General features: G+C 56.9%; 10 protein-coding genes. 7 read left to right on the top strand and 3 right to left on the bottom strand.

Annotated elements, in window-relative coordinates; genetic code table 11:
• Window positions 1-3: 3 nt before the first annotated feature.
• Both ABJV08_RS16125 and ABJV08_RS16120 read right to left on the bottom strand, forming a co-directional pair.
• Window positions 4-804 carry an SDR family oxidoreductase gene (locus ABJV08_RS16125; RefSeq protein WP_348039965.1) on the bottom strand — a complete coding sequence of 267 codons (801 nt, stop codon included), beginning with the start codon at window positions 802-804 and terminating at the stop codon, window positions 4-6.
• A gap of 4 nt (window positions 805-808) precedes the next feature.
• Window positions 809-2,104, bottom strand: coding sequence for a M48 family metallopeptidase (locus ABJV08_RS16120; RefSeq protein ID WP_348039964.1), 1,296 nt, complete (start codon window positions 2,102-2,104; stop codon window positions 809-811).
• A gap of 103 nt (window positions 2,105-2,207) precedes the next feature.
• Between ABJV08_RS16120 and pepN the strand changes: the two genes are divergently transcribed.
• From pepN to ABJV08_RS16100, 4 genes are all read left to right on the top strand, one after another.
• Window positions 2,208-4,805, top strand: coding sequence for an aminopeptidase N (pepN, locus tag ABJV08_RS16115; RefSeq protein ID WP_348040203.1), 2,598 nt, complete (start codon window positions 2,208-2,210; stop codon window positions 4,803-4,805).
• Complete coding sequence (pgeF, locus tag ABJV08_RS16110; RefSeq protein ID WP_348039963.1) at window positions 4,771-5,556, top strand: peptidoglycan editing factor PgeF; 786 nt, start codon at window positions 4,771-4,773, stop codon at window positions 5,554-5,556. The genes pepN and pgeF overlap by 35 nt, the downstream gene beginning before the upstream one ends.
• A 1-nt stretch (window position 5,557) precedes the next feature.
• Window positions 5,558-6,964, top strand: a complete 1,407-nt coding sequence (locus ABJV08_RS16105) for a DASS family sodium-coupled anion symporter (RefSeq protein WP_348039962.1) — start codon at window positions 5,558-5,560, stop codon at window positions 6,962-6,964.
• 98 nt (window positions 6,965-7,062) lie between these two features.
• On the top strand, window positions 7,063-8,340 hold the full coding sequence (locus ABJV08_RS16100; protein ID WP_348040201.1) for a cystathionine gamma-synthase family protein: 1,278 nt from the start codon (window positions 7,063-7,065) through the stop codon (window positions 8,338-8,340).
• A gap of 34 nt (window positions 8,341-8,374) precedes the next feature.
• On the opposite strand, the gene ABJV08_RS16095 is transcribed toward ABJV08_RS16100, so the two are convergent.
• Window positions 8,375-9,046 (bottom strand): HAD-IB family hydrolase, encoded by a 672-nt coding sequence (locus tag ABJV08_RS16095; protein WP_348039961.1) that lies wholly within the window; start codon window positions 9,044-9,046, stop codon window positions 8,375-8,377.
• A gap of 115 nt (window positions 9,047-9,161) precedes the next feature.
• On the opposite strand from ABJV08_RS16095, the gene ABJV08_RS16090 reads away from it, so the two are divergent.
• From ABJV08_RS16090 to ABJV08_RS16080, 3 genes are all read left to right on the top strand, one after another.
• Entirely contained in the window at window positions 9,162-10,274 is a 1,113-nt protein-coding gene (locus ABJV08_RS16090; protein WP_348039960.1) for an ABC transporter permease, read from the top strand.
• Complete coding sequence (locus tag ABJV08_RS16085) at window positions 10,274-11,089, top strand: ABC transporter ATP-binding protein (protein ID WP_348039959.1); 816 nt, start codon at window positions 10,274-10,276, stop codon at window positions 11,087-11,089. Before ABJV08_RS16090 ends, ABJV08_RS16085 begins: the two co-directional genes overlap by 1 nt.
• A 65-nt stretch (window positions 11,090-11,154) precedes the next feature.
• Window positions 11,155-12,102: an MlaD family protein gene (locus ABJV08_RS16080; RefSeq protein WP_348039958.1), complete on the top strand. Its 948-nt coding sequence runs from the start codon at window positions 11,155-11,157 to the stop codon at window positions 12,100-12,102.
• Window positions 12,103-12,110: the final 8 nt, after the last annotated feature.

Here is a 12,110-nt window from a genome sequence, read left to right as displayed (position 1 = left end):
TCATCAATCCAGCAGCGACTGTAACCCCGTCTTATAATCCGGATATTGTGGTTCCCAGTCCAGCATTCTTTTGGCTTTGCCATTGGTAACCTTGCGGCTTTCCTCGTAAAAACCCATCGCGGTTTTGGACAGGTCGGCGTCTTCCAGGGATAGCAATGGCGGCACATCCAAACCTATGAGCCTTGCCGCATGGGCAATGACCAGATGCTGCGGCGCGGGAAGATCATCGGCGATATTATAGACGCCAGCCGGGCTTTTGAACGAGGCGATGACGGCTGAGACAATGTCATCAACATGGATGCGGCTGAACAGCTGTCCCGGCACATCGATCCGTTTGGCGCTGCCCGCACGAACCCGGGTCAACGGACTGCGGCCCGGACCATATATGCCGGGCAAACGGAAGACGCACATATCGCTGCGCAATGTCTGCCAGCGGGCGTCGGCTTCACTGCGGGCCTTGCGGCGACCCGATCCGATGGGCGCGCTTTCATCCACCCAAGCGCCGGCCACGTCGCCATAGACGCCGGTGGAAGACAGATAACCGCTCCATTGCAGTGATGCGGCTTGGATCGCTTCTCCATAACGATCCAGCACCGGTTCGCTGCCGTCGCGAGCGGGAGGGACAGAGGATAGAATATGCGTTGCATCGGCAAGCGCCGCTAGCACAGACGGCTCGTCGTCAAAGGCTATGGCGCCACCCTGCGCTTCCCGGCGGGTGCCGGTCACGGTCCAGCCCTCGGCGCACAGGCGATGCGCTAGCCGGGCGGCGGTATAACCCATCCCGAAGATCAGCATATGGGGCATCGCGCTATTCTTTTTCCAGATCACCGGGGGTGATCATTGTTGGATTAGCCACATTGTCGGCTTTCCATTGCATCGCCATGCGGACGCGGGTGGCGCCGGATGGATGATCGAAAAAGAGCATTTCTTCTATCGGGCCCGGTTCGATCTTGCGATATTCGGACAAACGCATGGCCACTTTGGCAAATCCATCCGGTTGTTTCGCGGTGTCGAGGCCGAATTGATCGGCGTCGCTTTCGTTGATCCGGATCAGGCTATTGAGCGCCGGGGTTGCAGCAAAGAAATAGAGCGTCAGGATCAAGCTGAGTATCGGAATGACGGCTGGATCGGATATGCTCCGCACACCCCATTTTTCGCCATGGCGCTCGATCAGGTGGGGAGCGAAGCGGGCGGTGATAAACAGTCCAACGGCCATGATGAGGCCCAATATCAAGATGGTTCGCCAAGTATGGCCAAGGACATAATGACCCAGTTCATGCCCCATGACGGCTTCGACTTCTTCGGGATCGGTACGCTCGAGCAGATTGTCGTTCAGTGAAATTCGGATCGTCGGCCCGACGCCCGAGACATTGGCCGAGATTCTCTTATGCTGTTTGGACTGGTCGAAAACATAGATATTTTCGGCCGGAATATCATATTCCGCCGCCATCGCGACTATTTTGTCCCGCATGGGGCCTTCCGGCATGTCGCTATATTCGTTGAACAAAGGGGTGATGAACACCGGCCCGAGCAGCATTCCGATAAACAGGAAGATCGAGATAACACCCGTTCCCCAGATCCACCACATTTTCGGCGCGCGCCGGATGACCGCAAAAATCGCCATGATGAGCAATGGGAATATGATCAACGAGATCACAATTCCGATCATCTGTTCGCCAAACCAGCTACCAAAGTCCTGGCTCATCAGGCCATATTTCTGTTCCCGGAAAAAGCTGGTGTAGATTGTCCAGGGCAGGGTGAGCAGGAAACCCGCGAGAACATATGGAAGCGCATACAATCCGGGTTGCAGCCATCTGCGCGCGGTTACCCGTTCGGCCCAATCCCGGAAGCGGGCAGAGAAGCGCGATTGGAGGATCAGGAAGTCGGCCAATATGCCGATCAATGCACCCCAGAGGATCAACCAGTAGCCACCTTCGAAATAATTGTTGGATTTTTCGAGTTCGGCGCCTTGCAAGCTGTCGATATAGGCGCGACTGGCCTGTTCGACATCAAATGCGGGACTGCTGTTCTGCGCGAGTATCGATTCTGTCGGCAAGCCGGTGATCAGCAAAGCAGCGATTAGGACCATCAATATTCTGGACATGTCTTATTCCCCTGTTGGCTAAGCCATAAACGCAATTGCGCGGGGTGCAAATGGCTCTTATGGCAATGCCATGTTAGATGTTCAGAAAACCTCAAATTCCGAAATGGCCGATGCCGCTCCGGCTCCCGCCGATCCGGCCACCATCCGCCGCGAGGATTACCGTCCGCCGGCCTGGTTCATTCCAGAGGTTGAGCTTGACTTCGATCTGGATCTGACGCGGACACGGGTCCGTTCGAAGCTGGATGTTCGGCGTTCGAAAAGCGCAAAGCCGGGCGAACCATTGGTGCTGCAGGGCGATGATATCACCCCGACCGCGGTCAAAGTGGACGGCGCCGCCTTCACCGACTGGACCCTTGTCGAGGGCGACCTTGTTCTGCCGTTGACCGGAGCGGCGCATAGCGTCGAGATCGAAGTCGAACTGGACCCTTCGACCAACACCCAATTGATGGGGCTCTATGCCTCCAACGATATGCTGTGCACCCAATGCGAGGCGGAAGGCTTTCGCCGGATCACCTTCGCGCCCGACCGTCCCGATGTGCTGAGCCGTTATCAAGTGCGGATGGAGGCCGATAAGGCGAAATTCCCGGTGCTGCTATGCAATGGCGACAAAGCCGCTGAGGGCGAAAGCGACCAGGGCCGTCACTGGGTTCAGTGGAATGACCCTTGGCCCAAACCAAGCTATCTTTTTGCGTTGGTCGCGGGTGATCTGGTCGCCAATAATGACAGCTTCACAACCTGTTCGGGCAAGCCTGTCGAGCTCAATATCTGGGTGCGCGATGGCGATCTCGATCGGACCGGTCACGCGATGCAGGCGCTTAAAGATTCGATGCGCTGGGACGAAGAAACCTATGGACGCGAATATGACCTAGGCTTGTTCAACATTGTGGCGGTTAGCGATTTCAACATGGGTGCAATGGAGAATAAGGGCCTCAATATCTTCAATTCGCGCTATATTCTCGCCGATCCTGAAGTCGCCACAGACGGCGATTTTGATGGCATTGAAGGCGTGGTTGCGCATGAATATTTTCACAATTGGTCGGGCAACCGCGTCACTTGCCGCGACTGGTTCCAGCTCAGTTTGAAAGAAGGCTTTACGGTTTACCGGGATCAGAGCTTCTCCGCCGATATGGGCTCTGCTGCCTTGAAGCGGATCGAGGATGTACGGATATTGCGGGCGGCACAATTCCCCGAGGATGCGGGGCCCTTGGCCCATCCGATCCGGCCGGAAAGCTATCAGGAAATTTCCAATTTCTACACCGCCACCGTCTATAATAAGGGCGCGGAAATCATCCGGATGATGGCGACTTTGATGGGGCCGGACCGGTTCCGCAAAGGCACCGATCTCTATTTCGATCGGCATGATGGCGAAGCGGCGACCTGTGAGGATTTTGTCACCGCGATGGAAGCGGGCGGCGACATCGATCTCAAACAGTTCCGCAAATGGTATGAAACGCCGGGCACGCCGCGCGTGACGGCCAAGCTGTCGCATGATCCACAAACCGGCACCGCGACGCTTCAGCTCGAACAGAAGATCGCGCAAAATGGCGAAAAGGCGAAAGCTTCGGAATTGCTCATTCCTTTGCGAACCGCATTGCTTGATCCGGAAACCGGCGCGCATCAAGGGGAGCAATTGCTGCTTCTGGAAAAGGCAGAGCAGAGCTTTGTTCTCGAAGGCTATACGGAACACCCCATCCTGTCGATCAACCGCGGTTTTTCCGCGCCGATCATCTTGGACAGCAACCAGACCGCCGAGGAACTGGCGTTTCTGTCGGCCCATGATGATGATCCCTTTGCCCGGTTCGAGGCCATGCAACAGCTGATGACGGGCTATTTGACCGCCAAGGTTTCGGGCAGCCCGGTCGACCGGGATATCATCTTGCATGCAGTGGCGAAGATCCTTGCCGACACGACGATTGATCCTGCCTTTCTGGCCGAACTGATATCGCTGCCCAGCGAGGCCTTTCTTGGCGACCAGATGGTCGAGGTCGACCCGCAGGCCATCCATGAGGAACGCGAGAAGTTGCGCGGGAAAATCGGCGTGCAGTTCGAAAAGCAGTTTCGCAAACTCTACAAGAGTTGCTGGCCGGGCGAATTCTCGCTCGACGTGGAAGCGCGGGCGAAACGCAAATTGCGGAATGTCACATTGGCTTATCTGGCTGCGTCGTTCACCGAAGATGCCGCTGAGCTTGCTTTCGAACAATATCGGGAAGCGGACAATATGACCGCCATGCAAGGCGCGCTTGGTATCTTGTCGCACCTTGAATGCGACGAGCGCGCCATTGCGTTTGATGATTTCTACAAGCGATTCAAAGGCAACCCGCTGGTGCTCGACAAATGGTTCAGCCTGCAGGTGATGTCGCAGCGTTCCGATACGCTCAAGCGCGTCGATGGCCTGTCGCGCCATCCTGATTTCACTCTGTCCAATCCCAATCGGGTGCGGGCGCTTTACGGTGCGTTCACCGGTAACGCAGTCCGCTTCCATGATCCCTCGGGTAAAGGCTATCAGATGATTGCCGATATGGTGATCGCGCTGGATAAGCAGAACCCCCAGACCGCGGCGCGTTTCATCCCGCCGCTCGGTCGATGGCGGCGGTTTGAACGGAAGCGCTCGGAGCTGATGCGATTGGCACTGGAGAAAATAGCGGCGCAACCGGACTTGTCCAAAGATGTCGCAGAACAGGTGCACAAAAGCCTTGCTTGATATCGCGACTTCCTCGCTGCTCGATGGAGCGACGCACGGCTTCCTAGGCCGGGCAGGGGGCGCTTCCGAAGGCATTTATGCCGGATTGAATATCGGCCTGGGCAGCGATGATGATCGCGAAACCATAGTCGAAAACCGACGCCGGGCTCTCGAAAGTCTGATGCCGGGCGGCGAGTTGGTGACGGTCTATCAAATCCACAGCGCGAACGTTGTGACGATATCCGGTCCGCTGGACGAGCGTCCGGAAGCCGATGCGATGGTCACGGATCAACCCGATTTGTTGCTGGGCATATTGACGGCGGACTGCGTGCCGGTGCTGTTCCACGACCCGAAAGCCAATGTCATCGGGGCGGCCCATGCCGGCTGGAAGGGCGCGATCGCGGGAGTGACAGACAATGTCATCACGGCGATGGAAGCGCTGGGCGCGAACCGCAAGAATATTTCCTGTGCCATCGGCCCCTGCATCGCGCAGGGCAGCTATGAGGTTGATGCCGCCTTTCGCGACCGGTTTCTCAACGCCGATGCGGGCAATGACCGCTTTTTCGCCGTGGGCAAACCCAATCATTTTCAATTCGCCATCGAGGACTATGTCGCGGCCAGGCTGCAGGCATCGGACGTGGGTTCAATCGAAAAGCTCGGCTTGGACACTTATGCGCAAGAGGATCGCTATTTCAGCTATCGGCGGTCCTGTCACCGCGGCGAAGCAGGCTATGGTCGCCAGATTTCGTTGATCGGCTTGAAAGGCGCATGACATGAACGCGCAGCGCATCGGATTGTTCGCAGGGTTGATCGTCTTTGTCGGCATGCTGCTTTTGCCGACCCCGCAGTCGATGTCGCCCGGAGCCTGGCATGTTGCCGCCCTGACATTGCTGATGGCCATCTGGTGGATGACCCAGGCGGTGCCTTTGACCGCAACTGCATTGCTGCCGTTCCTGGCCTTGCCGATGATGGATGTGATGACGACCAAGGAGGCCGCAAGCCAATATTATTCGCCGATCCTGTTTCTCATTCTCGGCGGTGCCTTTCTCGCATTGGCGATCGAACGGGTCGGCCTGCACCGGCGTCTGGCACTGGCGATTATCGGGATGTCCGGAAAGAGCGCCTGGGGCATATTATTCGCCTTCATGATCGCCACCGCGCTGCTTAGCATGTTGATTTCCAATACGTCGTCGACGTTGATCATGATCCCCATCGCAGTGGCGGTGCTGGTCGCTGGCGGTGTGCGGGATGGGGAAACCGAAGGCTTCGCGGGAGCGCTAGTCATGGGGGTGGCCTTTGCTGCCTCGATAGGCGGATTGGGAACCTTGGTGGGAAGTCCGACCAATGCGATTGCCGCTGGTCTGATCAACAAGACATTGGGCATGAATCTGGATTTTCTCAGCTGGCTGAAATTCGGCCTGCCGATTGTCATTGTTGGTATTCCCGTTCTGGCTGCTATTCTCATAGTCGTTCAAAAGGTTGGGCGGCACAGTTTTGATGGTGTCAAAGCGAAGCTGGCGATTGGTTCTCCGGGGCCTTGGAGCCTGCCGGAAAAACGCCTTGTACCGGTCGTCGCGATAGTCGTGTTGGGGTGGTTGTTCCTGCCACAAATCAAAACAATATTTCCCGCAGGCGCCTTGCATGATGGCAGTGTTGCGATTGTCGGCGGCTTGTTGCTGTTCATGCTGCCGGATGGCACGGGCCGACGCCTGCTGAATTGGGACGAAGCGGACCGGGCGCCGTGGGGCGTTATCATGATGTTTGGGGGCGGACTGGCGCTCGCCGCTGGTATCATTGAATCCGGATTGGCCGATTGGCTCGGCGGCGCACTAGAGCCGCTGCGATCGGTTCCGGTGTTGGTGATTGCTGTCGCTTTGGTTGCGCTGGTTATATTGGTGACAGAATTTGCATCCAATGTGGCAACCGCGAGCGGGATCATGCCAGTGGTTGCCAGCCTGATTCTCGCGACCGGTGTCGATCCGGTGCTGCTGGCTGTGCCTGCTGCGATGGCGGCCAGCTGGGGTTTCATGCTGCCTTCTGGTACGGGGCCCAATGCTATTGCCTGGTCGACGGGCCATATCGAATTGCCAAAAATGCTAAAGTCCGGCTTCCTGCTCGATCTCGCCGGCATCCCTATTATCATCGGCTGTATCTGGATGGTTTCAGTTGTAACCAGTTAGTTTTTCGGGCATGATATTCTCCAAACTCAACAGGTGTGGAGAAATTGAACATGGCAAAGCAGGATGATCCAACGGCAGCAGTGCCAGTCACGCGCCGGATGCCCAAGGCTCCGATTGAAGAAATTGGTGGACGCAAGCTAAAGCCAGCCACTTTGATGATGGGGCACGGCTATGATCCGGCGCTCTCGGAAGGCGCGCTCAAGCCGCCGGTCTTTCTTACGTCCACTTTCGCATTCGAAAATGCTGCTGCCGGCAAACGCTTCTTTGAAGGCATTACCGGCAAGCGCCCTGGCGGTTCTGACGGGCTTGTCTATTCGCGCTTCAACGGCCCCAATCAGGAAATATTGGAAGACCGGCTCAGCGTCTGGGACGAGGCCGAGGATGCACTGGTTTTCTCCAGCGGAATGTCGGCGATTGCGACGGTCTTGCTCGCCAATGTCAATCAGGGCGATGTCGTGGTCCACAGCGGGCCGCTCTATGCTGCGACCGAGACTCTGATCAACAAGATATTGGGCCGTTTCGGCGTGACTTTTCTGGATTTCCCGGCAGGTGCGGCGCCGGCCGAGGTCGCCACAATGCTGGAACAGGCGAAAGAACAGGCCGCGACCAATGGCGGCAAAGTGGCAATCATCTATCTCGAAAGCCCGGCCAATCCGACCAATGCGCTGGTTGATATCGAAGGCGTCGCGGCCGCGCGCCAGCAGGTGTTCGGTGATGACAATGCGCCACCGATTGCGATCGACAATACTTTCCTTGGCCCAATCTGGCAGCAGCCGCTGAAACATGGGGCGGACATCGTGATCTACAGTCTGACCAAATATGTCGGCGGGCACAGCGATCTCGTCGCTGGTGGCGTGCTGGGCAGCAAAGCCCATATGGACCCGATCCGCGCGATCCGGAACACCATCGGCACCATCTGCGACCCGAATACGGCGTGGATGTTGATGCGCAGCCTAGAAACGCTGGAACTGCGGATGACCCGTGCTGGAGAAAATGCAGAAAAAGTCTGCGCCTTCTTGCGCGATCATCCGAAGGTTGAAGGGCTCGGCTATCTTGGTTTTATCGAGGATGAGAGCCAGAAGGATATTTACGACCGTCATTGCAGCGGCGCCGGTTCAACCTTCTCCGTGTTCATAAAAGGCGGCGAAGCCGAAGCCTTCCGCTTTCTCGACGCGATGAAAATTGCCAAGCTGGCAGTCAGCCTGGGTGGGACGGAAACGCTGGCGAGCTTGCCGGCGGCCATGACCCATATCTCGGTGCCCGATGAGCGCCGCGCAGCGCTGGGGATTACCGACAATTTGGTGCGCATCTCCATTGGTGTTGAAGACCCCGATGATCTGATCGCCGATTTTGATCAGGCACTGGCAGCCGTTTAGATATTCGCTCCGTCCATGCGGCGGAGCGAGTGTCTCAGCGCCAGTCGACGATTTTCCAGCCCCGGGCTTCCGCGAGGCGGCGCAATTTCGGCGTCGGCGTGGTTGCGATTGCTTCATCGGCCAATTCGAGCATCGCCTTGTCGCTGACATGGTCTGAATAAGCGCGCACTTCGGCTTCGGTCCGCTGCCATCCCTGCTGTGTGAAAAGCGCTTCGATGCGCGCGATTTTCGCGTCATCATAGCAATTCTCGCCCAGGATTTTTGGTCGCACGCAACCCGCTGTATCCACTTCCAGCTGTGTACCAATGGTGTGATCGAATTGAAGGCGGCGGGCGATGGCCTCGGCGTATAGTTCGTAGGATGCGGTCACCAGCACCAAGGTTCGGCCATCGGCGCGATCCGCTTCGATCTGATCAATGGCTTTTTGGTGGCGATTGGATTGCAGGACCTTCTCCGCGAACCGTTCAATATGGGGCTGCAAGTCTGCGAGTTTCGGAGCGCCGCCGAGCAACATCCTCTGATTAAGGGTTTTTAATTTGCCGCGGCTGATCAATTTGAGGCCATAAGCGACGAAGCAGAAGGGCAATAATGGCAGAAAGATAAGACGCCACGGTGCCCGGGAAAAAACCATATGCAACAGAAAGGGCGTATAGGTTCCGCGCACGGTGATCGTGCGGTCCATGTCGTAAAGCGATATTTTCTGCATGCCGTCCCGAACTTCCCGTTTGCGCGGTCCATAGCAGCCCGCGTGTAAAAGCACCAAATATTTGCACCGTTTAAACTCTTGAGCTTTGCCGAAATATCGGTCACCAATAGACACGATGTCGATACCCAGCGATTTTGTCGAAGAGACGGCCGAAGACGGAGCAATTGTGCTGCGTTTTTCTGGCGACCTCTCGATTGCCAGTATCGGCGATTTGCCGGAACGGTTGCAGGATTATTTCTGTGAAGCCAAGCGGCTGGATATATCCGATACCGGCTATGTAGACACGGTTGGTGCCTGGCTAATTCATCGCACGGCCCGCGACCTCGACGCCGAAATTGTTGGAGCGGATGACGAAGCGCAGCGATTGATCGCTGCCGTTGCTGGTGCCGATCAGCCAACGGATATCCGTCCGGAACCGATCCATCCCGTGATGCGCATATTGGGTGATATCGGCGAAGCGACAACCCTTGCCTTTACCACTTTAACGGGCTTGATCGGCTTTTTCGGCGCCATCATGACCGGATTGTTCCGGTTGATCCGGCACCCCAGTCAAATCCGCTGGAATGCCGTGATCCAGCGTTTTGATGTGGTCGGCGTTCGCTCGCTCGGCATTATCGGTTTGATGAGCTTTCTCATTGGCTTGGTGATTGCGCAACAAGGCGCGGTGCAACTGCGCCAATTCGGAGCGGAAGTGTTTACGGTCAATCTGGTTGGACGTCTGACCTTGCGCGAACTGGGCGTGCTGATGACCGCGATCATGGTCGCTGGACGGTCTGGATCGGCTTTTGCCGCACAATTGGGCACGATGAAACTGACCGAAGAAATTGATGCTATGCGGACGATCGGCGTGTCTCCGGTGGAGGCACTCGTACTGCCCCGCTTCATCGCCGCCGTGTTCATGCTGCCATTGCTCGGCTTCTATGCATCGGTCGTGGCGATCATTGGTGGTGGAATTCTGAGCTGGGTTGAACTGGATATTCCACCAGCCACATTTTTCTCCCGCATTCGCGAGGTTGTTCCGCTCACCGACGTATATGTCGGCCTGGTCAAGGCACCGGTCTTTGGTGCGATCATCGCGATTACCGGCTGCTATCAAGGCATGCAGGTTAAAGGCAATGCCGAGGATGTCGGCAAGCGCACAACCGCAGCGGTTGTTCAGGCGATCTTTCTTGTCATCGTGCTGGATGCTTTCTTTGCGGTCTTCTTCACCTGGATCGGATGGAATTGATGCTCGAACCGCAACCCATCGCTTATGACCCTGATTATGAAGGCCCGATTGTCAGCGTCCGGGGCCTGCGCAACAGCTTCGGCGAGCAGGTGGTGCACGAAGACCTCGATCTCGAAGTCAATCGCGGCGAGATTATCGGTGTGGTGGGTGGCTCCGGCACTGGAAAGTCCGTGCTGATGCGCTCGATCATTGGGTTGCAGAGCCCGGACGAGGGTGAAATCAATGTTTTCGGCGAACAGATCTTGGGTAAGTCGGATGCCAAAACCATAGAAATTCGCAAGCGTTGGGGCGTCTTGTTTCAAGGCGGCGCGTTGTTTTCCACGTTGACGGTTGCGGAAAATGTGATGGTTCCCATTCGTGAATTCTATCCCGATATGGATCGGGACTTCCGGCGAGAAGTGGCGAAATACAAGGTGTGTCTGTCCGGACTGCCGGCGGATGCCGCTCCCAAATATCCTTCGGAACTGTCTGGCGGGATGCGCAAACGGGCAGGGATTGCCCGGGCGCTGGCGCTCGATCCGGAGCTGTTGTTTCTGGATGAACCCACTGCAGGTCTCGATCCGATCGGTGCGGCGGCGTTCGACAATCTGATCAAGGAATTGCAACAGACTTTGGGGCTCACAGTGTTCCTGATCACCCATGATCTGGATACGCTGCATGCCATTTGCGACCGGGTGGCCGTGCTCGCGGACCGGCGTGTGATTGCGGTTGGAACGATCGACGAATTGCTCGCGCTCGATCATCCATGGATACAGGAATATTTCAACGGCCCGCGAGGCCGGATGGCTTCGGCCGGGAACAAGGGGCCAGCATGAGAATGTCTAGCCGGATCAGAGAATTCTTGCAGCTGGCGGCACCGCTCGTCATAGAGGTGAAGTAGATGGAAACACGTTCCAACCATATTCTTGTCGGTGTTGTCACTTTGGCAATGCTCGCCCTTGTAGCAGCCTTCCTGGTCTGGATCGTCCGTTTTGGCGATGGAGCAACCAAGGAATTTGATATCTTTTTTGCCCAGTCCGTCGGGGGACTGGCATCGGGGACTGGCGTGACCTTTGCCGGTGTCCCGTCGGGGCAGGTGACGAAGGTCGAACTGTGGAAGAAAGACCCGAATTTTGTACGGGTCCGGATTGCGGTCAGCGAAGACACGCCGATATTGGCCGGTACCACTGCCACTATCCAGAGCGTCAGCTTTACTGCGCCGCCCAATATCCAGCTCGACGGAGCAAAAAAGGGCGCGCCGCCGATCACCGATCTGGGTCCAGAAGGCGTGCCGGTCATTCCGACCAAGCCCGGGGCGTTGGGTGAATTGCTCAACAGCGCGCCTTTGGTCGTGGAGCGACTGGCAACCCTGACAGACCGGCTGACCTTGCTATTGTCCGATGAAAACCAGAAGTCGATCACCGGCATATTGAGCAACACGGACCGGCTGACCGGCAGCCTCGCGCAGCAGGCACCGGGCCTGAATGCCCTGATGGAAGATTCCCGGAAAGCCATCATCAATGCTGGCCAGACCGCGGACAAGCTTTCTCTTCTCGCCGACAATGCGAATAGCTTCCTCACCAGCAATGGCCAACCGGTGGCCAAGAACCTCGCCAATACACTGGATGCTGCGGACAAGAGCCTGCGCGCGCTGGAAGGGGTGTTGAAAAATGCACAGCCGGGCGCGGAACGATTCTCGAACAAGACATTGCCGGAAGTCGATCAATTGGTGGCAGATATGCAGGCATTGACCAAATCTATGACGACGGTAACCGAACGATTGGATCAAGGCGGGGCGGGGGCTTTACTATCCGCTCCGGCGCTTCCAGATTATGAGCCAGGGCAATGAAGGGGCAG

The sequence above is a fragment of the Parasphingorhabdus sp. genome, assembly GCF_039982395.1.
GTDB lineage: Bacteria > Pseudomonadota > Alphaproteobacteria > Sphingomonadales > Sphingomonadaceae > Parasphingorhabdus.
The sequence above is the reverse complement of the archived record's forward strand: the minus strand, read 5'-3'. Positions and strand labels throughout refer to the sequence as shown.

Bases quoted from the DNA above. Each gene is read 5' to 3' on its own strand.
- ABJV08_RS16125 (WP_348039965.1), bottom strand. From the start codon at position 804: ATGCCCCATATGCTGATCTTCGGGATGGGTTATACCGCCGCCCGGCTA.
- ABJV08_RS16120 (WP_348039964.1), bottom strand. From the start codon at position 2,104: ATGTCCAGAATATTGATGGTCCTAATCGCTGCTTTGCTGATCACCGGC.
- pepN (WP_348040203.1), top strand. From the start codon at position 2,208: ATGGCCGATGCCGCTCCGGCTCCCGCCGATCCGGCCACCATCCGCCGC.
- pgeF (WP_348039963.1), top strand. From the start codon at position 4,771: ATGTCGCAGAACAGGTGCACAAAAGCCTTGCTTGATATCGCGACTTCC.
- ABJV08_RS16105 (WP_348039962.1), top strand. From the start codon at position 5,558: ATGAACGCGCAGCGCATCGGATTGTTCGCAGGGTTGATCGTCTTTGTC.
- ABJV08_RS16100 (WP_348040201.1), top strand. From the start codon at position 7,063: ATGCCCAAGGCTCCGATTGAAGAAATTGGTGGACGCAAGCTAAAGCCA.
- ABJV08_RS16095 (WP_348039961.1), bottom strand. From the start codon at position 9,046: ATGCAGAAAATATCGCTTTACGACATGGACCGCACGATCACCGTGCGC.
- ABJV08_RS16090 (WP_348039960.1), top strand. From the start codon at position 9,162: ATGTCGATACCCAGCGATTTTGTCGAAGAGACGGCCGAAGACGGAGCA.
- ABJV08_RS16085 (WP_348039959.1), top strand. From the start codon at position 10,274: ATGCTCGAACCGCAACCCATCGCTTATGACCCTGATTATGAAGGCCCG.
- ABJV08_RS16080 (WP_348039958.1), top strand. From the start codon at position 11,155: ATGGAAACACGTTCCAACCATATTCTTGTCGGTGTTGTCACTTTGGCA.